At 67.0% G+C, this 20,209-nt stretch carries 20 protein-coding genes; 8 read left to right on the plus strand and 12 right to left on the minus strand.

Going from position 1 to position 20,209, the window contains the following annotated elements:
• Positions 1-25 precede the first annotated feature (25 nt).
• From OU998_RS10240 to OU998_RS10250, 3 genes are all read left to right on the plus strand, one after another.
• Positions 26-364, plus strand: a complete 339-nt coding sequence (locus tag OU998_RS10240; RefSeq protein WP_008261682.1) for a P-II family nitrogen regulator — start codon at positions 26-28, stop codon at positions 362-364.
• Between the two features lie 86 nt (positions 365-450).
• Positions 451-1,857, plus strand: a complete 1,407-nt coding sequence (gene glnA, locus OU998_RS10245) for a type I glutamate--ammonia ligase (RefSeq protein WP_267513338.1) — start codon at positions 451-453, stop codon at positions 1,855-1,857.
• Positions 1,858-2,012: 155 nt separating this feature from the next.
• Entirely contained in the window at positions 2,013-2,867 is an 855-nt protein-coding gene (locus OU998_RS10250; RefSeq protein WP_267513340.1) for a DUF6065 family protein, read from the plus strand.
• Positions 2,868-2,877: 10 nt separating this feature from the next.
• Here the strand turns inward: OU998_RS10250 and tatC are convergent, their stop codons facing one another.
• From tatC to tatA, 3 genes are read right to left on the minus strand one after another with little or no spacing between them, the layout of a single operon-like run.
• A complete protein-coding gene (gene tatC, locus OU998_RS10255; protein WP_267513341.1) occupies positions 2,878-3,771 on the minus strand; it encodes a twin-arginine translocase subunit TatC in 894 nt (297 codons plus the stop codon).
• Complete coding sequence (gene tatB / locus OU998_RS10260; RefSeq protein WP_267513342.1) at positions 3,768-4,310, minus strand: Sec-independent protein translocase protein TatB; 543 nt, start codon at positions 4,308-4,310, stop codon at positions 3,768-3,770. Before tatB ends, tatC begins: the two co-directional genes overlap by 4 nt.
• Before the next feature lie 23 nt (positions 4,311-4,333).
• Positions 4,334-4,552 carry a twin-arginine translocase TatA/TatE family subunit gene (tatA, locus tag OU998_RS10265; RefSeq protein ID WP_267516764.1) on the minus strand — a complete coding sequence of 73 codons (219 nt, stop codon included), beginning with the start codon at positions 4,550-4,552 and terminating at the stop codon, positions 4,334-4,336.
• 386 nt (positions 4,553-4,938) lie between these two features.
• On the opposite strand from tatA, the gene rnhA reads away from it, so the two are divergent.
• The gene (gene rnhA, locus OU998_RS10270; protein WP_267513343.1) at positions 4,939-5,391 is read left to right on the plus strand and encodes a ribonuclease HI; all 453 of its coding nucleotides are present in this window, start codon (positions 4,939-4,941) and stop codon (positions 5,389-5,391) included.
• Here the strand turns inward: rnhA and OU998_RS10275 are convergent.
• The 7 genes from OU998_RS10275 to kdsA all read right to left on the minus strand — a co-directional run bounded on the left by OU998_RS10275 (position 5,388) and on the right by kdsA (position 12,816).
• The gene (locus OU998_RS10275; RefSeq protein WP_267513344.1) at positions 5,388-6,782 is read right to left on the minus strand and encodes an MFS transporter; all 1,395 of its coding nucleotides are present in this window, start codon (positions 6,780-6,782) and stop codon (positions 5,388-5,390) included. The two genes, rnhA and OU998_RS10275, sit on opposite strands and share 4 nt — an antisense overlap.
• Before the next feature lie 61 nt (positions 6,783-6,843).
• Complete coding sequence (locus tag OU998_RS10280; RefSeq protein ID WP_267513345.1) at positions 6,844-7,302, minus strand: NfeD family protein; 459 nt, start codon at positions 7,300-7,302, stop codon at positions 6,844-6,846.
• Between the two features lie 15 nt (positions 7,303-7,317).
• A complete protein-coding gene (locus OU998_RS10285; protein WP_267513346.1) occupies positions 7,318-8,295 on the minus strand; it encodes an SPFH domain-containing protein in 978 nt (325 codons plus the stop codon).
• A 77-nt stretch (positions 8,296-8,372) separates the two neighbouring features.
• Entirely contained in the window at positions 8,373-9,470 is a 1,098-nt protein-coding gene (locus OU998_RS10290; RefSeq protein ID WP_267513347.1) for a DUF3089 domain-containing protein, read from the minus strand.
• Entirely contained in the window at positions 9,467-10,456 is a 990-nt protein-coding gene (gene rfaD / locus OU998_RS10295; RefSeq protein WP_267513349.1) for an ADP-glyceromanno-heptose 6-epimerase, read from the minus strand. The genes OU998_RS10290 and rfaD overlap by 4 nt, the downstream gene beginning before the upstream one ends.
• Positions 10,457-10,464: 8 nt before the next feature.
• Positions 10,465-11,919, minus strand: coding sequence for a D-glycero-beta-D-manno-heptose 1-phosphate adenylyltransferase (rfaE2, locus tag OU998_RS10300; RefSeq protein WP_267513350.1), 1,455 nt, complete (start codon positions 11,917-11,919; stop codon positions 10,465-10,467).
• 18 nt (positions 11,920-11,937) lie between these two features.
• On the minus strand, positions 11,938-12,816 hold the full coding sequence (gene kdsA, locus OU998_RS10305) for a 3-deoxy-8-phosphooctulonate synthase (protein WP_369733378.1): 879 nt from the start codon (positions 12,814-12,816) through the stop codon (positions 11,938-11,940).
• Positions 12,817-12,928: 112 nt separating this feature from the next.
• On the opposite strand from kdsA, the gene OU998_RS10310 reads away from it, so the two are divergent.
• Genes OU998_RS10310 through sseA form a run of 3 tightly spaced genes read left to right on the plus strand, consistent with a single transcriptional unit; the run spans position 12,929 to position 16,487 of the window.
• Positions 12,929-14,380, plus strand: a complete 1,452-nt coding sequence (locus OU998_RS10310) for a deoxyribodipyrimidine photo-lyase (RefSeq protein WP_324287963.1) — start codon at positions 12,929-12,931, stop codon at positions 14,378-14,380.
• Positions 14,381-14,402: 22 nt separating this feature from the next.
• Positions 14,403-15,623: an SAM-dependent methyltransferase gene (locus OU998_RS10315; RefSeq protein ID WP_267513352.1), complete on the plus strand. Its 1,221-nt coding sequence runs from the start codon at positions 14,403-14,405 to the stop codon at positions 15,621-15,623.
• A gap of 15 nt (positions 15,624-15,638) precedes the next feature.
• The gene (gene sseA, locus OU998_RS10320; RefSeq protein ID WP_267513353.1) at positions 15,639-16,487 is read left to right on the plus strand and encodes a 3-mercaptopyruvate sulfurtransferase; all 849 of its coding nucleotides are present in this window, start codon (positions 15,639-15,641) and stop codon (positions 16,485-16,487) included.
• 6 nt (positions 16,488-16,493) lie between these two features.
• Here sseA and OU998_RS10325 read toward each other — a convergent pair whose 3' ends face one another.
• A complete protein-coding gene (locus OU998_RS10325; protein WP_267513354.1) occupies positions 16,494-17,822 on the minus strand; it encodes a dicarboxylate/amino acid:cation symporter in 1,329 nt (442 codons plus the stop codon).
• A 33-nt stretch (positions 17,823-17,855) separates the two neighbouring features.
• Entirely contained in the window at positions 17,856-18,950 is a 1,095-nt protein-coding gene (locus tag OU998_RS10330; protein WP_267513355.1) for an amino acid ABC transporter substrate-binding protein, read from the minus strand.
• Between the two features lie 80 nt (positions 18,951-19,030).
• Between OU998_RS10330 and metC the strand changes: the two genes are divergently transcribed.
• Positions 19,031-20,209 carry a cystathionine beta-lyase gene (metC, locus tag OU998_RS10335; protein ID WP_267513356.1) on the plus strand — a complete coding sequence of 393 codons (1,179 nt, stop codon included), beginning with the start codon at positions 19,031-19,033 and terminating at the stop codon, positions 20,207-20,209.

Raw genomic sequence — 20,209 nt, forward strand, 5'->3', positions numbered from 1 at the left:
TTCCGCCCGCCGTTCAGGGGTCGCCATGAAGAAGATTGAAGCCATCATCAAGCCTTTCAAGCTGGATGACGTCAAAGAGGCGCTCCAGGACGTCGGCGTGCAAGGCATGACCGTGCTGGAGGCCAAGGGATATGGCCGCCAGAAAGGCCATTCCGAACTATATCGCGGCGCGGAATACGTCATCGACTTCCTGCCGAAGATCAAGATCGAGGTCGTCGTCGCCGACGATCTCGCGCCCGCTGTGGTCGAGGCCATCCAGACCTCGGCCCGCACCGGCAAGATCGGCGACGGCAAGATTTTCGTATCCGACGTCGCCGAAGTGATCCGTATCCGCACCGGCGAGACCGGGGCCCAGGCCGTCTGAGTTCGCGTACCCTCCTCCGTCGCTCGGCTTCCTAGAAATCGGGCGTTCGGTTCCTCCCCAACGACTAAAAAATAGGACTTCCGAGAATGAGCGCCAGCAAGATCCTCAAGGAGATCAAGGAGAAGGACGTCAAATACGTCGACGTCCGCTTTACCGACACCCGCGGCAGGCTGCAGCACGTCACCTTCGACATCGACCTGGTCGATGAGGATTTCCTGAACGAGGGCACGATGTTCGACGGTTCGTCGATCGCCGGCTGGAAGGCCATCAACGAGTCCGACATGCTGCTGAAGCCGGACCTGACCACGGCCTATATCGACCCGTTCTACCAGCAGACGACCATGTTCCTGTTCTGCGACGTCATGAACCCGGACACCGGCGAACCCTACAACCGCGACAGCCGTTCGATGGCCAAGAAGGCCCTGTCCTATGTCCAATCGTCGGGCGTGGGCGACATCGTCTATTTCGGCCCGGAAGCCGAGTTCTTCATCTTCGACGACGTGCGCTGGTCGACCCAGCCGCACAACACCTCCTACTCGTATGATTCGACCGAGCTGCCGGCCAACACCGGCGCCGAATACACCGAGGGCAATATGGGCCACCGCCCTGGGCCCAAGGGCGGCTATTTCCCGGTAAACCCGGTCGACTCCGGCCAGGACCTGCGCGGCGAAATGCTGGGCGTCATGCGCGACCTGGGCCTCCAGCCCGAGAAGCACCACCACGAGGTGGCGCCGGCCCAGCACGAACTGGGTCTGAAATTCTCGGACCTGCTGACCATGGCCGACCGGCTTCAGCTCTATAAGTACGTGATCCACAACGTCGCCGCCGCCTATGGCAAGTCGGCGACCTTCATGGCCAAGCCGATGTTCGCGGACAACGGCTCGGGCATGCACGTCCACATGTCGATCTGGAAGGACGGCAAGCCCCAGTTCGCCGGCGACAAATACGCCGGCCTGTCGCAGGAATGCCTGTGGTACATCGGCGGCATCATCAAGCACGCCAAGGCCATCAACGCCTTCGCCAACTCGACCACCAACTCCTACAAGCGTCTGGTCCCCGGCTATGAAGCCCCGGTGAAACTGGCCTATTCGGCCCGCAACCGTTCGGCCTCGATCCGCATCCCGCACGTCTCGTCGCCGAAGGCCAAGCGTCTGGAAGCCCGCTTCCCCGACCCGATGGGCAACCCCTATCTGACCTTCGTCGCCCTGCTGATGGCTGGCCTGGACGGGATCGAGAACCGCATCGATCCGGGCGCGCCCGCCGACAAGAACCTCTACGATCTGCCGCCGGAAGAGCGCGGCTCGATCCCCGAGGTTTGCGGCTCGCTGAAGGAAGCGCTGGAAAACCTGGATAAGGACCGCGCCTTCCTCAAGAAGGGCGGCGTGATGGATGACGACTTCATCGACAGCTACATCGAGCTGAAGATGGAAGAGGTGATGCGCCTGCAACTGCACCCGCACCCGGTCGAATTCGACATGTACTACAGCTGCTGATCGACCCGGCAGTCTGACTTCAAGAGAGCCCCGGATGGTCCGCCATCCGGGGTTTTTCTTTTCGCGCATGACCGTCACGGGTCAGACATGCGGCTGTCCTAAAGGCTTAAAACGCCCGCTCCATAGGGCGAGGTTGGCGGCATACGAGGCTCGAAATGGTCAAACGTTTGAAGGGATCTGTTCCCGCACGCCCCAAGGGCGCGCCGGTCCGTGCGGCCGAAACCGAACTGGTCTGCTATGTCCGCGAGGGCTGGGCCCCGCGCGTCGCCCCGGCCTCGGCCAAGCGCGACTGGATGACCGCAACCCCCGAAAGCTTCGCCTATCGCTGCCTGCCCCTCGCCATCGCCAACGCCCATGGCTGGGAGATGCTCAGCCCCTGCGGCTTCAAGGCCCGCTGGCACGGCGGCGTCGACGCCAGCTCCGTCGAGATCGTGCTGGACCCCGGCTCTGACCCCAAGCGGGGGCCGGTCTCCCTGTTCGGCAGCGGAACCCTGACCTTCCACGTCGATGGCATAATGCGCACTTCGGAGGGCTGGAACCTGTGGGTCGGCGGCCCGCCCAACGCCATGAAGGACGGGATCGCCCCCATGGGCGGCGTGATCGAAACGGACTGGTCGCCCTATACCTTCACCATGAACTGGCGCTTCACCCGCCCCGACGTCTGGATCCGGTTCGAGGAGAACGAGCCCTTCTGCTTCTTCTTCCCCACGCCGCGCGGGGTGCTGAACCGGCTGAAGCCCGAGCTGCGGCCGATGGAGGACCAGCCCGAATTGCTGAAGACCTTCGACGCCTGGCGCGCCGCCCGCCTGGCCTTTCAGGACTGGGTCAAGAAGAGCAAGCCCACGGCCCCGGCTGACCAATGGCAGAAACTCTATTATCGGGGCCTGCACCCCGAGGGTCATCCCGGCCCCTCGGACCACGAGTCAAAACTCAGACTGTCGCCGTTCCGCCAAACCGGCTCGCGACGGGTCTGCCCCGTCAATCACACGGACGGTCCTAAGCGCGGCTAGATCAAGGGCCTCAGACCGAAGCCAGCCCGTCCTCATCATCCGCCTTCTTGCGGCGCAGTTCGATCAGCCGCACGCACCAGATCGACACCTCGTAGAGAATGACCAGGGGCACGGCCAGCATCAGCTGGCTGATCGGATCCGGCGGCGTGACGACCGCGGCGACCACCACCACAGCGACGATGGCATAGCGACGCCCCGAGGCCATCATCTTGGAATTGATCAACCCGGCCAGCCCCAGAAGGGTGGTCACGACCGGCAGCTGGAAACACAGGCCGAACGCCAGCAGCAGCGAGGTCACCAGGCTGAGGTAGTCCGAAATCTTGGTCGTCTGGGCCACGGAAATCCCGTCGCTGACCACCTGCTGTCCCAGCGAGAACAGCATGACGAACGGCAGCATGACATAATAGACCAGCGCCCCGCCCAGGCAGAACATGACCGGCGCCGCGATCAGGAAGGGCAGGAAGGCGCCGCGCTCATTGCGATACAGACCCGGCGCGACAAACCGGTACATCTGCCAGGCGATGACCGGGAAGGTAAGCACCGCCGCGCCGAAGGCCGCGATCTTCATCTTGGTGAACAGCTGTTCCAGCGGCGCCGTGGCGATCAACTGGACCACGGCCGCCGAACCGGGCGGATAGGGCTTCAGCCCCATCATGGTCGCGATCAGCTCCAGCGGATTGGCGTGGCCGCCGGACGCCAGAGCCGCCGCATGAATGGCCGCCGCCGCCTGATAGGGTTTGATCAGGGCGATCTGGATGGGGTTGGCGAAGGCGAAGCACAGGATGAAGCCCAGGCCAAAGGCGATCACGCAGATCAGCAGCCGCCCGCGCAGCTCGATCAGGTGGTCCATCAAGGGCGCGCGCGACGCCTCGATCTCGGCCTCGTCACGATCAGAGAAAGTCAAAGCTCAGCGGCCTTCTTGCGCGGGGTCCGGGGCTTGGCGGGGGTCTTGGCCGCAGCGGACGCCGCAGCGGACGCAGGCTTGGCCTTGGCCGTCTTGCCCGCCGCCTTAGCAGAGGCGCGCTTCGGCTTGGCTTGCGCGACCGGCGGCGCATCGACCACGGGCGGCGTATCCGGCCACTCATCGACGACCGGCGTCACAGCCGGCTCTTCAGGCGCCGGCAAGGCGGCCGACGTCGCCGGCGCGGTCAGGCCCGCATTGATGTCCTTGAAGGCCGCATCCGCCTCGGCGCCCAGGGGATATATGGCCCCCTGCCCGGTCCGCAGCGCCTCGACCTCCTTGCGCAGGTCGTCCAGCTCGGACTGACGCGCCATCTCGTCGAAGCTCGAGCGGAACTCGTTGGCCATGGAACGCGCCTTGGCGACCATCTGACCGACGCGACGCATCAGCACAGGCAGATCCTTTGGCCCCACCACAAGCAGGGCCACCAGGCCGATCACCACTAATTCGAAGCCCCCGATACCGGGGCCGAGCCCGCCCATGCGTCAGCCCTTACAGACGACGACTAGCGCTTCAGCTCTTCCTTTTCCGCATCGGTGCGCGGCAGCGAGCTGACACCGTCGTGCGGGCCGTCCTTCTTGTCGTCGTCCTTCAGGCCGTCCTTGAAGGCGCGGATGCCCTTGGCGGCGTCGCCCATGATGCCGGACAGCTTGCCTTTTCCGCCGAACAAAACGGCTACGACAAGAATTACGAGGACCCAATGCCACCACGAGCCAATTCCCATCACGCAACCTCCTCACGCGGACCAAGTGCGATCCTGCTAGTCGGATCGCATATAGGCCGAGTGACGCCGGGGCGCAAAGGCTACCTACCTATCTCGGATCAGCTTGCGCGCTTTGTCGCGGCCAATCGCTAAAAGCCATAATCCAAAGTCCGATCAAGCTGACGAATGGTAGTACGCTCAACAGGCTCAGCCATCCAGGAAGCCCGAGCCGCCTAAGAATCCGCCACACAGGAATGACCGTGATTGCGGCGGCAAATGGCCAGAAGACGAACAGCACTATAGCCCAGTGCCAGATGCTCACAGCGCCCATTTTTCGATCCCCTTCGTTTCGTTCACCCTAGCGAATGATGGCCCCGCGCCAAGGGAGGCTGTAGGTCTGCGCGACCATGAGTCTCTCCGATCACGTCATCATCCACACCGACGGCGCCTGCAAGGGCAATCCCGGCCCCGGCGGCTGGGGCGCCCTGCTTCAAACCGGCGGCGGCCACGAAAAGGAATTGTGGGGGGGCGAGCCCAATACGACCAACAACCGCATGGAGCTGATGGCCGCCATCATGGCGCTGGAGGCGTTGAAACGCCCGTGCAAGGTCGAGCTGCACACCGACAGCAAATACGTCATGCAGGGCATCACCGAATGGATGCGCGGCTGGAAAACGCGCGGCTGGCTGACCGCCGACAAGAAGCCGGTCAAGAACGCCGACCTGTGGCAGCGCCTGGACGCCGCCCGGCTGAAGCACGACGTCAAATGGCGCTGGGTCAAGGGCCACGCCGGCCATGAACTGAACGAACGCGCCGACCAGCTGGCGAATCGCGGGGTCGCCGACCTTCGGCGTGGTTAGACCACCTCGACTTCCTTCTCCGGCTCGGCCGTGCGGCGTCGGATGCGCGATCCGCTCATCACCGCCCCAAACAGAGCCGCGACGGCGGCCAGCTCAAAGCCGTGACGCACGCCCGAGACCGGCGCCGCCGACAGCAGGAAGGCGACCACGACCGCCCCCAGCGACTGACCCAACACCCGCGCCGTGCCCAGGGCGCCGCCCGCCGCCCCGGCCCGCTCGCGTGGGGCCTCGGACAGAAGCGCGCGGTTGTTGGGCGACTGGAAGAAGCCGAACCCGGCGCCGCACAGGGCCATGCGCCAGACGATGTCGAATCGGGACGAGTCCCCGTCGAGGAAGCTCAGCGCCATCAGGCCGCAGGCGAACAGGCTCAGACCTATGGCCCCCAGAATCCCCGCCGAATACCGATCCGACAGCCACCCCGCCAAGGGCGCGGCGAACATGGTGGCCAGCGGCCAGGGCGTCATCAAAAGCCCAGTCTCGACCGCGCTCAGTCCCAGCGGGCCCTGCAAGAAGAACGGCAGGGAGACGAAGGCCATCATCTGGGCGGTGAAGGAGATGACCGAGGTCGCCACCGACAGGGCGAACATCGGCCGCGCCAACAGATCGAGCGGGATCAACGGGGTCTTGCTGGGCCTCTCATGCCGCACCAGCAGCACCCCGGCCGCCAGCCCCAGTCCTGTCAGGCCGAAACCCAGGATCGAGGCCTCGCCGTGGGCCAGGGCCTGCACCCCGGTAATGACAAAGCCGAAGGCCGCCGCGCTCAGCGCGGCCCCGACCAGGTTCAGCTTGCGCTTCTGCAACGGATTGCGCGGCAGGGTGAAGCCCGCCATCGACACGGCCAGGACGCCCAACGGAATGTTCAGCGCGAACAGCCAACGCCATTCGCCCAAGCTCAGCACGGCGCTGGCGATCGTCGGGCCGGCGGCGGCGGCCATGGAGACGATCACGGCGTTTATGCCGACCGCCCGGCCCAGCAGCCGCTGCGGATAGGTGAAGCGCACCAGGGCGCCGTTGACGCTCATGATCCCGGCGGCCCCGAATCCTTGCAGCACCCGGGCCAGACTCAGGGTCAGGATCGAATCGGACAGGGCGCAGGCCAGGGAGGCCAGGGTGAAGACCGCCAGCCCCGCCTGAGACACCCGCCGATAGCCGATGATCTCGCCCAGCGACGCCAGCGGCAGAAGCGCGACCACAATGGCGATCTGGTAGGCGTTGACGATCCAGATCGACGCCGCCTCGGACGCCTTCAGGTCCTGGGCGATCGACGGCAGGGCGACATTGGCGATGGCCCCGTCCAGCACCGCCAGGGTGATCCCCAGTCCGATGGAGACGATGGCCCAGTATCGCCTCGGAACCGGCAGTCCATCCTGAGAAGGGGGCGCGGCGGTCATTGAGGGAGCGATCATCTCGGCCAAACGTCGCTTAATGGCGAAGGTTGCAGACGCCGCCGTTTTAGATCGCGGGGGTGACCGTCAGCAATGAGCCGCTGACCCCGCGCACCACCACATCCTCGCCCACGTCCGGCGCCTCGCCCTCGATCACGGCCGGCCATTCGGCGCCGGAGACGAAGACCCGGCCCCGCCCGCCGATGAAGGCCTCCACCACGCGCGCCCGTTGGTCGATCAGTCGACTGTCGCGGTCGTTGATGTCCACGCCGTCCGGATTGGCCTTCTGGATCAGGCGTCGCGACAACAGGGTGGCGATGACCGTCAAGACGGCGAAGACCGCCACCTCGCCCGGCAGGCCCAGCCGCACACCGACCGCCGTCATCACAGCCACCAGCCCGGCCGCAACCGCCGGCCACAACAGCCATTCGGTCGAGAACATGGCCTCGACAGCCAGCAGCAGAACCCCGATGGCCAACCAGATCCAGAAGGGCTGGGCGGCGTACAGATCGGCGACGACGGTCATGGCGGATGCTCCGGATCAGGCGGTGGGCGGAACGGACGCACGGCGGGGCGCGGCGGGCTTGACCGGCGCCGGCTCCTGCTGCTGCCCCTTGGCCAGGTTCACCATCTCGCCGATGCCGGCGATGGTGCCGACCAGGGTGCCCATTTCGGCGGGCACGATGACGGTCCGCTGTTGCGGGCTGCGGGCCAGTTCGGCGAAGGCCTCGACGTATTTCTGCGCCACGAAATAGTTGATGGCGTTCACGTCGCCACGGGCGATGGCTTCCGACACCATGGTGGTGGCGCGGGCCTCGGCCTCGGCTTCGCGTTCGCGCGCCTCGGCGTCACGGAAGGCGGCCTCCTTGCGGCCTTCGGATTCCAGGATGGCCGCCTGTTTGGCGCCCTCGGCGCGAGTGATGGCGGCCTGTTTCTCGCCGTCCGCCTCGGTGACCACGGCCCGGCGCTCACGCTCGGCCTTCATCTGGCGGGCCATGGCGTTGGTGACGTCGGTCGGCGGGGTCAGATCCTTGATCTCGATCCGGTTGACCTTCACCCCCCACGGCTCGGTCGCCGCGTCGATCACGTGCAACAGACGGGTGTTGATGCTGTCGCGCTGGCTCAGCACCTCATCCAGCTCCATCGAACCGACCACGGTGCGCAGATTGGTCATGCACAGCTGCGAAATGGCGTAGGGCAGATCGTCGACCCGATAGGCGGCGCGGGCGGCGTCCATCACCTGGATGAAGACGATGCCGTCCACCCGGACCATGGCGTTATCCTTGGTGATGACTTCCTGCGTGGGCACATCAAGAACCTGCTCCATCATGTTCATCCGCTTGCCGACCCGCTCGACGAACGGGGTCAGGAAGCCGATGCCGGGGCTCAGGGTCTTGGTATATTTGCCGAAGCGTTCGACCGTAAATTCACGGCCTTGCGGCACGATCTTAATCACGCTGAACAAGAGCGCAATCGCCAGGAACAGCAGCACGCCGGCGAAGATGGTGAGAACGTCCATAGATACCCTCCGTATGCGAGGAGGTTACCCGCAGCGCGCGAACCGCGCCACAGAAACCGGACGCCGTTCGCCCGATTTCAGCCGCCGGCCTTGGCGTAGATCGCCAGCCGATCCGCAACATCCGCTTCCAGATCGCCGTAAAACAGATTGTACGGCCTGGCTTTTCTTCGGTCCGCCCAATTGCCGGTCTCGCGGAAGGATTCCAGATCCGGCCAGCTGTGTCGCAGCAAGCCGTCGCGGCACTGGGTCTCGACCTCGCGCGCCATCAGGGCCGGACGCGCACCCCATTCCAGTCCAGTGGCGTTGGTCGCGCCCCGGTGCAGCCGGGCTGGAACCTTCTCTTCGCCAACACCGCCGGTCACGGGATTGACGCAGACCGCGGCCCGGTCCGCCAGGTCGACCAGATGCCCGCGATCGTCCCAGACCGTCGCGCGGCGCAGCCGCCTGCGGGCGGCGCCTTCGTCCCGGTCGCCGACCTGGGACCAGGCGACGACGCAATGGATCTGGCGTCGATCGGCGCACGGCGGAATCGACGCCGGCAGGTTCTCGGCGGCGATGATCGTGTCCATCAGATAGGCCGCAACCAGACGATCTCGGACCGCCGCATCCGGCGCGATCCGCGCGCGGATCAGCCGGTCCAGCAGATCGGCGCCCTGCTCCACCCCCGCCAGGACAATGGGACCCGTGGGATGGCGCGCCAGCCAGGCGTCGAAGGCCGCAACCACGTCGCCATAGGCGAAAGCCCGGGCCTCCCGGGCGTCGTCCCGCAAGGTCAGCCGCGTATAAAGGCTGGCCTGTCGATAGCGCGGCGCGCTGACCGCGCCCGCCCGCGCGAAGGGCCCGGCGTAGTTGGGCAGCACGACCCGGTCCAGATAGGCGTCGGCCTTGGCGTCGCTGATGGCCCCGATCCAGTCGCGCCCCCCGTTGAAGGTGGTCGAATGGACAAAGAAGACATTCGCCGTCCCCGTCCCCGGCGCCCGCGCGTCCAGCAGGGCCCAGGCGCTCGGATCGGCATAGTCAGGCGCCGGCGGCGGCTCATAGGTCTGGAACGGCACCTGAGGGTCCAGACCGGCGCGCAGTATGTCGCCGCGCCACACCGCGACCGCAGCGGTCAGCAGAAACACCAGGAAAAACCCGGTGTAGCCGATCCATTGCCGGGTCGTCAGTCGCTTCATCTGTATGGATCGGGCTGGGCCAGGAAGTCCTGGACGTAGCGGCGCACGCCCTCTTCCAACGGCGTGGACTGGCCTTCGAACCCGGCGGCGCGGATCCGGTCCATCCGAGCCTGCGTGAAATACTGGTACCGGTCGCGGATCGCCTCGGGCATGTCGATATACTGGATCGACGGCGCTTTCCCGGCGGCGGCGAAGGTGGCCTTGGCCAGATCGTCGAATGACCGCGCCTGGCCCGAGCCGGCGTTGAAGACGCCCGACACTTCCGGCGACTGCAGCAGGAATTCGACGATATCGACCACATCGTCCACATAGACGAAGTCGCGCAGCTGGCCGCCGTCCGGATAGTTCGGATTGTGCGACCGGAACAGGCTGACGGTCTCGCCCGCCGCGACCTGGGGCCAGATCTGGGCCACGACCGACTTCATCCCGCCCTTGTGCCCCTCGTTGGGGCCATAGACGTTGAAGAATTTCAGCCCCGCCCACTGGGGCGGCGCCTGGCCGCGTTCCGACTGACGCACCGCATACTGGTCGAACAGCATTTTCGAATAGCCATAGGCGTTTAGCGGCCTCAGCTTCGACAGCGAGTCCGCATCGTCATCGTCATTGAACCCCGTCTCGCCGTCGCCGTAGGTCGCCGCCGACGAGGCGTAGATCATCCGCACATTGCGGATCGCGCACCAGTCCCACAGATCGCGCGACAGGGTGAAGTTGGTCCTTAGGATCAGATCCGCGTCCGGCTCGGTCGTGGACGAGATGGCGCCCATATGCACCACGGCCTCGATCCGCTCCGCATGACGCTCCAGCTGTTCGAACATCTCTTCCGGCGTCCAGAAGTCGGCGATGGGATGTTTGGCCAGATTCTTCCACTTGGCCAGGTCGGCCGTCTCAAGGCGGTCGCAGACCACCACGTCATAGGCCGTCTCGGCCGTCAGCCGCGCCACGATGTTGGAGCCGATGAAGCCGGCCCCGCCGGTCACAACAATCATTCTGGGCGTCATTGCGCGCTTCCCGTCATCTTCTCGATCGTCCGGGTCGTCGAATACCCATCCTTGAAATCCGCCAGCCGGACCACGCCGCCCCAGCTCTCCACCAGATCGCCGCCCACCACGCCCTCGCGGCTATAGTCCGATCCCTTGATCAACACGTCCGGCCGCAGCCGTTCGATCAGGGCGATGGGGGTGGGATCGTCGAAACTGGTCACCCGATCCACACTGCTCAAACCGCCGATCACCACGGCGCGACTGTCCAGATCATTGACCGGCCGCCCCTCGCCCTTCAGCCGCTTGACCGAGGCGTCGGTGTTCAGCGCCACCACCAGCCGGTCGCACCAGCCGCGCGCCTGGGCCAGATAGGCGACATGGCCCCGGTGCAGAATATCGAAACAGCCGTTGGTGAAGCCGACCTTCAGCCCCTGCCGCCGCCAGGCCTCGACCTCGGCCGCCAGCTCGTCCAGCGGCGTCACCTTGGCCTGGGCCGCAACGGCGTGCTGGCTCAGCTCCGCCTCGATCAGTTCTGCCGGCGTGACCACGGCCGTCCCGGCCTTCCCGACCACGACGCCGGAGGCCAGGATGGCGAACTGCACCGCCGTCTCCAGCGAGGCCCCAGCGCCCAGGGCCAGACCCAGCGCGGCCAGCACGGTGTCCCCGGCGCCGGACACATCGAACACCTCGCGGGCCCGGCCGGGGAAATGCCGCACCGGCCCGTCGCGCCGCGCCAGGCTCATGCCCTTGCCGGCGCGGGTGACGATGATGGCCTTCGCCGTCGTCGCCGCCAGCAGGGCCGCCAGCGCCGCCTCGACCTCGGCGTCCGTCTCGACCGGCAAGCCCGTGGCTCCCGCCAGTTCCGATGCGTTGGGCTTGATCACATCGACCGCGCCATAACGAGCGAAGTCGCGCCCCTTGGGATCGACGATGATGGGCGATTGCGTCTCGCGGGCGGCCTTCAGGGCGAATGCGATCAGGGCGTCGCCGACCACCCCCTTGGCGTAGTCAGACAATAGAATGGCGGAGACACCTGAAAACGCGTCCGTTTCGGTCAGGGGCGCTGCCGCCGCCTCCTCGTCGAGGCGCAGCAACTGCTGGCCCGCCGCCACGAACCGCGTCTTGACGATAGTCGCCGCGCCGACGGGCCGGGCGATGAAATCGACGATCCGCTCCTCGGCGGCGATCAGGTCGCGCAGTTCCACGCCGGCCGCGTCCTCGCCCGTCACGGCGCCCAGATGCGCCACCCCGCCCAGGGCCGCGACATTGCGCGCCACATTGCCGACGCCGCCGGGCATGGCCGTGGTCCGGCGGGTGCGCAGCACCGGGATCGGCGCCTCGGGCGAGATCCGGCTGACCTCGCCATAGACGTAGCGGTCTAGCATCAGGTCGCCGACGCAGGCCGTCTTCAGGTCGCGCACGCGCTCCAGCAGCTTTTGCAGGGCGCCCAGATCGAGGGTGTCAGACATGGGCCCGACCTAGAGGATTCAGGCGGCCTGCGCCACCGGCGCCTTGGCCCCGATCTTGATGGCCAGGTCGTCGAAGGCGATCAGCTGCGCGGCCAGGGCCTCGAACTGGTCCAAAGGCACCATATTCGGGCCGTCCGACGGCGCATTGTCGGGGTCCGGGTGGGTCTCCATGAAGACCGCGTCCACGCCGACCGAGACGGCGGCGCGGGCCAGAACCGGCACGAACTCGCGCTGACCGCCCGACGACGTGCCCTGCCCGCCCGGCTGCTGCACGCTGTGGGTCGCGTCGAACACGACCGGGCAGCCGATCTCGCGCAGCACCGGCAGGGCGCGCATATCGCTGACCAGGGTGTTGTAGCCGAAGCTGGCGCCCCGCTCGCAGGCCATGACGTTCGGATTGCCCGCCCCGACCACCTTGGCGATGACGTTCTTCATGTCCCAGGGGGCCAGGAACTGGCCCTTCTTGATATTGATCGCCTTGCCGGTCGCGGCGGCGGCCAGCAGCAGGTCGGTCTGGCGGCTGAGGAAGGCCGGGATCTGCAGCACGTCGACCACCTCGCCCACCGGGCCGCACTGGGCCTCGGAGTGGACGTCGGTCAGGGTCGGCAGGCCGACGGTTTCGCGAATCTCGGCGAAGATCGGCATGGCGTCCTTCAGACCGATGCCGCGCGCGGCGCTGGCGCTGGTGCGGTTCGCCTTGTCGAAACTGGTCTTGTAGATGATGCCGACGTTCAGTCGCTCGCCGATTTCCTTCAGCGCATGGGCCGTTTCCAGCGCGTGCTGACGGCTCTCCATCTGGCAGGGACCGGCGATGAAGGCGATTCGTGCGCCGCCGCCGATGACGACAGGCGTCCGAAGACCTTCGGACAACGTAATGACAGCGTTGGGTCGGCTCACGAGGCGGCTCTTTCGAAGTTCGGGCGTTATGGGAGCGGCGTTTGCCGCAGCTATGAGGCCATCAGGTGGCGCTCGTTCTGGATGAGCGCAAGTTATCATGGAGTTCGGCTGCGTGGCCACCAAGCCTGTCGTCCTTTGGTTTCGCCGCGACCTGCGTCTGAACGACAATCCCGCCCTGTCTCATGCCGTCGCCACCGGCCGTCCGATCCTGCCGGTCTTCATCCTGGACCGCGACCCTGACCGTCCGGCGGGCGCCGCCTCGCTGTGGTGGCTGGACAAGTCCCTGCGAGCGCTCAACGCCGCGCTTCAGGAACGCGGTGCGCGGCTGATCCTGCGTCGCGGTGATTCGCTGACCCAGCTTCAGAGCCTGATCCAGGAGACGGGCGCCGACGCCGTCTTCATGAACCGGCTGTTCGAACCCGCCGCCTTCGCCCGCGACGCCGACATCGCCCATGAGCTGAAATCGGCCGGTGTCGACTGCCGGGGCTTCAACGGATCCTTGCTCGCGCGACCCGGCGCCGTGCTGAACGGATCGGACGCGCCCTACAAGGTCTTCACCCCCTTCATGAAGGCGTTGCTGGCCACCGCCGACCCGCCGCCGCCCACGCCCGCGCCCCGCCGCATCGAGACGCCGGACACGGTTCGGACCGAGGCGGTGGACGATTGGGGCCTGCACCCGACCCGGCCCGACTGGTCCCAGGGGTTCGACTGGACGCCGGGCGAGATCGGCGCCGAGGCCGCCCTGTCCGACTTCCTCACACGGGGCCTCAAGACCTACGCCCAGGGCCGCGACCACCCCGCCCTTCCGACCACCAGCCGCCTGTCGCCCCACCTTCACTGGGGCGAGATCAGTGCCTGGCGCGCGGCCCAGCGGGCGCGAGACGCGGCGGACGCGGGCGCGGTCGCGCCGGGCGAGGCGGACAAGTTCGTCTCCGAACTGGGCTGGCGCGACTTCTCGGCCCACCTGCTCCACCATTTCCCGACCATCACCGACCGCGCCTTCCGCCCGGAATACGAATCCATGCCCTGGCGCGAGGACCCCGAGGATCTGGAGGCGTGGAGGCGCGGCCGCACCGGCTATCCGCTGGTTGACGCGGGCATGCGTCAACTGTGGACGACCGGCTGGATGCACAACCGGGTGCGGATGGTCGTGGCCTCCTTCCTGGTCAAACATCTGCTGATCGACTGGCGCGAAGGCGAGGCCTGGTTCTGGGACACCCTGGTGGACGCCGACCTGGCCAGCAATGTGCAGAACTGGCAGTGGACAGCCGGTTCCGGCGCCGACGCCGCCCCCTATTTCCGCATCTTCAACCCCATCGCCCAGGGCGAGAAGTTCGACGCCGAGGGCGGCTATGTCCGCCGCTGGGTTCCCGAACTGCGCCGCCTGCCCGACCGCTGGCTCCAGTCGCCCTGGACCGCCCCGTCCGAGGTGCTGCGCGACGCCGGCGTGCAACTTGGCAAAGACTATCCCCACCCCATTTTGGATCATGCCCAGGCCCGCGCCCGCGCCCTCGACGCCCTGAAGGCCGTCACCGGCCGAGACGACCAGGCCGGCCATGACTGACGACGCACAAAGAGGTTCCCGCATGAGTGTCGCCACCGTCGATATCGAGGCCGCCGCCGCCCGCACGCCGCGCATGTTCGCCATGCTGCTGCGTCTGCTGGCGTCGAACTGGACCTTCGGCCGCCTGACCGTCCACCTGCCCAATGGCGAGACCCATGTGCTGGACGGCGCCCGCCCCGGCCCCAGCGGCGTGCTCGAGATCAAGGACTACGGCTTCGCCCGCCGCGTTCTGGCCGCCGGCGACATCGGTTTCGCCGAGGCCTATATGGCCGGCGAATGGGACAGCCCGCATCTGGCCGCCCTGCTGGAGACCCTGGTCGAAAATTACGACCACATCCGCCGCCTGTTCGACGGCAACTGGCTGATGATGGCGGTCAACTGGCTGTCCCACCGCCTTAACCGCAACAGCAAGACCGGGTCGAAGAAGAACATCCACGCCCACTACGACCTGGGCAACGCCTTCTACCAGACCTGGCTCGACCCCTCGATGACCTATTCGTCGGCCCGGTTCGAGCGGGCGGACGCGCCGTTGGAGGCCGCGCAAAAGGCCAAATACGCCGCCCTGGCCCGGATGATGGACCTGAGACCGGGGATGTCGGTGCTGGAGATCGGCTGCGGCTGGGGCGGTTTCGCTGAGTTTGCGGCGCGCGAGATCGGCGCCCAGGTCACGGGCGTGACCATTTCCAGGGAACAGCACGACTTCGCCCGCCGCCGCCTGTTCAATTCAGGCCTGTCGGAGCGCGCGACGATCGACCTGATGGACTATCGCGACGTCCAGGGCCGGTTCGACCGCGTCGCCTCCATCGAGATGTTCGAGGCCGTCGGCATGGAATACTGGCCGACCTATTTCAGCAAGATTCATGAGGTGCTGAAGCCCGGTGGTCGGGCGGGGCTGCAGATCATCACCATGCAGGAATCCCTGTTCGAGGAATACAACGCCCGCACCGACTTCATCCAGAAATACGTCTTCCCCGGCGGCATGCTGCCGTCGGAAGAGCGGCTGAAGCCGGTGGTGGCCGAGGCCGGCCTGGCCTGGGGGCCCATCGAACGGTTCGGTCTGGACTATGCCGAGACGTTGAAGCGCTGGGACGACAGCTTCCAGTCGGCCTGGGGCGACATCCGCCGTATCGCCGGATTCGACGAACGGTTCCGCCGACTGTGGCGCTTCTATCTGGCCTATTGCGAAGCCGGCTTCCGCTCGCGTCGGACGGATGTGGTGCAACTGGTGCTGGACCGCGCCTGATATTAGGTTGGGGGCATGACCCAGTCTTCGCCCCTCTCCCCCCTGATCTCAACCGACGCCCTCGCGGCCCTGATGGACGACCCGACGCTGCGGATCGTCGATGGCTCCTGGCATCTGGACGGCCGGGACGCCCAGGCGGACTTCGATCAGGCCCGGCTGCCCGGCGCCGTCTTCTTCGATCTCGAGGCGGTCTCAGACCACAGCTCGGACCTGCCGCACATGCTGCCGACCGCCGCCGCCTTCGCCGAGGCGGTCGGCGCGCTCGGCATCGCCGCGACCGACACCATCGTCATCTATGACACGGTCGGCCTGCGGTCGGCTCCGCGCGTCTGGTGGACGTTCCGGCTGATGGGAGCGACCAATGTTCGGGTGCTGGACGGCGGCCTGCCGCTCTGGCGAGCTGAAGGGCGGCCTGTGGTCTCGGGTCCGGCGCAGACGCCGACCCCGGCGTCGTTCGCCGCATCACGGCGCAGCGACGCCGTCGCCGACCTGCCGATGGTGCTGGGCGCCCTGACCGGCGAAGCGCAGATTCTGGATGCGCGGCCGGCGGCCCGGTTCGCGGGTCAGGCGGCGGAACCACGGGCCGGCTTGCGCTCCGGCCATATGCCGGGAGCGTTGAACCTGCCCTTCCTCTCCGTGATCGGCGACGACGGACGGCTTCTGGAGCCTGAGGCGCTACGCGCCCGGTTCACTCAGGCCGGAGTGGCCTTCGACCGGCCGATCATCACCAGCTGCGGCTCGGGCGTCACCGCCGCCATTCTCACCCTGGCCCTGGCCACGCTCGACGAGCCGTCTCGTCTCTACGACGGCTCATGGGCCGAATGGGGGTCTCGCCCCGACACCCCCGTCGTCAGCGAGGCCTGACCCCGGTCAGGCCAGGATCGGCGAGATCGAGGGCTTCTCGGCGACCGGCTCGACCTCGTCGTCCTTCTCGCCGCGCGACACGACGGTGGCCAGCACCAGGTCGCCCGTGACGTTCAGCGTCGTGCGGCACATGTCCAGGAAGCGGTCGACGCCCAGGATCAGGCCGATCCCTTCCGGCGGCACCTTCACCATGACCAGGATCATGGCCACGACGGGCAGCGACCCCGCCGGCACCCCGGCCGTGCCGATCCCGCCCAGGATACAGACCAGCATGACGACGACCTGCTGGCTCAGGCTCAGCTCGATATTGAAGAACTGGGCCAGGAACAGCACCGTCACCCCTTCGAACAGGGCCGTGCCGTTCTGGTTGGCGGTGGCGCCGACCGTCAGCACGAAGCGGGCGATCTTCTTGGGCAGTTTCAGGTTCTGCTCCGCCGCCTTCAGCGACACCGGCAGCGAAGCGTTGGACGAGGCGGTGGAGAAGGCCACCACCATGGGCTCGCGCACGGCCCGGAAGAAGGTGATCGGCGAACGTCCGCCCAGGATCCAGATCACCAGGGGATAGACCACGAACATATGGATCGCCATGGCCCCGACGGCCACGCCGACGAAGGCCGCCAGCCGCACCAGCAGATCCCAGCCGAACAGGGCCGCCAGGTTGAACATCAGGCAGGCGATGGCGATGGGCGCCAGTTTGATGAACAGGTTGATCAGCTTCATCGTCACTTCGAACAGCCCCTCGATCACCTCTTGCAGGCGATCGGTCGCGGGGCTCTTGGCCATGACCAGGCCGATGCCGAAGAACAGGGCGAACACCATCAGCGGCAGGATCTGGTTCTCCGCCGCCGCCGTCACGGCGTTGGACGGCACCAGGTCCAGGAAGAAGTCGCCCAGCTGGATGCTCTCGGGCGCCTTTTCGACGATTCCGGCCGCGCCGGCGCGGCCCTGTTCCAGCAGCTGCTGCGCCATGGCGGGATCGACGCCCCGTCCGGGCTGCAACAGATTGACCATGACCAGGCCGATCACCACCGCGATGCCGGACACCAGTATGGTCAGCAGCAGGGTCTTGATCCCCGCGCGACCCAGCGAGTTTAGGTCTCCCATTTCGGCGACGCCGATCACCAGGGCCGAGAACAGCAGCGGCACCACCATCATGAACAGCAGGCGCAGGAAGATCTGCCCCGCCGGTCCGGTGATATTGTCGGTGACCCAGATCACCCAGGCCGTATCGGCGCCCAGGGTCAGGTTGACCCACAGCCCTCCGCCCAGGCCGACGGCGAAGCCGAGCAGCATAAGCCAGTGAAGGGCGATGCCCCCGCGTTTGGTCTCGGTCATCGATCCCCCAGGAAAAGACTCAAGCTGAGCCGCTTATCGGATGGGCAGGCCATAGATCAAGCCGCCCGGCCGCGCGTTCCACTGTGCGTTCAAACCGCGCGCCAGGTCGAGCGGCGATTGCGAACCCAGGTTCCGGTCGAAGATCTGGCCGTAATTGCCCACGGCCAGGATGGCGTCCTTGGCCCAGTCGTCCGACAGGCCCAGCATGGCGCCATATTCGCCCTCGGCGCCCAGCAAGCGCTTGATGCGCGGGTCGTTTGAGCTTTCCGACAAGGCCTCGGCGTTCTCGCGTGTGACGCCCAGTTCTTCGGCCAGTATGACCGCGTTCAGGGTCCACCGGACCAGGGCGATCCAGCGTTCGTCCCCCGCCTTGACCACCGGTCCCAACGGCTCTTTCGAGACGACGTCTGACAATATCGTGTGGGCCTGCGAATCGGCCAGAACGGTCCGGGCGGCCGCCAGGGCCGAGATGTCGGCGCTGAAGGCGTCGCAGTCTTCACGGCCATAGGCGTCGCGCGCCGCCTCCTCGGTCGGCAGGACGATGGGGCGATAGGTGATGCCGCGCGAGCGGAAGAAGTCGTCGGCGTTGGCCTGGGCGTTCGATCCCGCCTGAACGCAGATCCGCGCGCCGTTCAGTTCCGTGGCGCTGTTGAGGCTCAGCGACCGGCGCACAAGGAAGCCCTGGCCGTCGTAATAGTTGATCCCGGCGAAGACGAAGCCCTCGCCCGCGTCGCGGCTCATCGTCCAGGACGAGTTGCGCCACAGAACGTCCACCCGTCCCTCGTTCAGGGCCGCAAACCGGTCCGACGCCGACAGGGGCACGAACCGCACCGCGTTCGGATCGTCGAAAATCGCCGCCGCCATGGCGCGACAAAAGTCGACGTCAAACCCCCGCCACTGCCCGCGATTGTCGGTATAGGCGAAGCCGACCAGCCCCTGGTGCACGCCGCAGTTCAGCCGGCCGCGTCGCTTGACGGCGGCCAGGGTCGGACTATCGGGACGTTCGGTCGCCGCCGTCGTGGTCGGGGTCGGGGAAGCGGCCTCCAGGGCCGGATCCGCATCCCGGCGTCCGCACGCCGCCGTCAGCAGCATGGTCGCCGCCAAGGCTCCGATCATCAAGATCCGCATCGCGTTTCACATCCTCGCCGCTTGCGCCCCGCTGACTTTAGAGGCCTTTAGGCCCTGATCCGCAACCCATCGGAGAGGCCATGTCGCCGCATTCGGACCGCACCCGCCTGATCTCGTCCGCCACCCGTCGGGGCCAGGGCCGACGTCCGGTCAATCCGCCCATCGAGCGCGCCTCGACCATGCTCAGCGACCGGGCCGAGGCTATTCGGGACGATACCGACGGCCCAACCTACGGCCTCGACGGCGGCGCCGCCGCGCGCCAGCTGCGCGCCGCCCTGGCCGATCTGGAGGGCGCGGCCGACGCCTTCATCGTCCCCTCCGGCCTCGCCGCCGTGACGGTCCCCATTATGGCCCTGACGCGGCCCGGCGACGAGGTCATCGCCACCGACGCCGTCTATGGCCCGTCACGCCGCTTCCTGGCCCGTCACCAGGCCGCCCGCGGGGTCACGACCCGTTTCCTGCCCGCCGACACGGATGCGGCGGGCCTGATCGCCGCCCTCAGCGACCGCACCCGTCTGGTCCTGATGGAATCCCCCGCCTCCCTGACCTTCGAGATGATCGACGTCGCCGCCGTCGCCGCCGCCTGCCGCGAGCGCGGCGTTCTGACCGTGATCGACAACACCTGGGGCGCGGGCCTCGCCTTCAAACCCCTGGCTCACGGCGTCGATCTCAGCGTCCAGGCTCTCACCAAATATGTCTCCGGCCACTCCGACGTGCTGATGGGCGGGATCGCCGCCAACGCCCCCGCCTGCCTGCGCGCCGTCGCCGAGACGATCGAGGATCAGGGCTGGCACGTCTCGCCCGACGACGCCTGGCTGGCGCTGCGCGGCCTGCGCACCCTGCCGCTGCGCTATGCCGAACAGGGACGTTCGGGCCTGAGGGTCGCCGAATGGCTGCAAGCCCGGCCCGAGGTGGCGCGCGTCCTCTATCCGCCCCTGCCCGGCTCGGTCGGCCACGATCTGTGGAAACGCGATTTCACCGGCGCGGCCTCCCTAATGGGCGTGGTGCTGAAGGGCGGGACCGAGGCCGCGGCCCGCGCCCTCCTCGACGCGCTCAGCCTGTTCGGAATCGGCTATTCCTGGGGCGGGTTCGAAAGCCTGATCACCCACGAAACCCACCAGATGGCCTATCGCGAGCGCCCGCCCGTGCTCGAGGGTGAACTGATCCGCCTGCACATCGGCCTGGAAGACCCGGCCGATCTGATCGCTGACCTCGAACACGGCTTCACCGCCTTCCGCACGGCGCTCACCCTTCCTTAA

The sequence above is a fragment of the Brevundimonas sp. SL130 genome, assembly GCF_026625805.1.
Taxonomy (GTDB): Bacteria; Pseudomonadota; Alphaproteobacteria; order Caulobacterales; family Caulobacteraceae; genus Brevundimonas.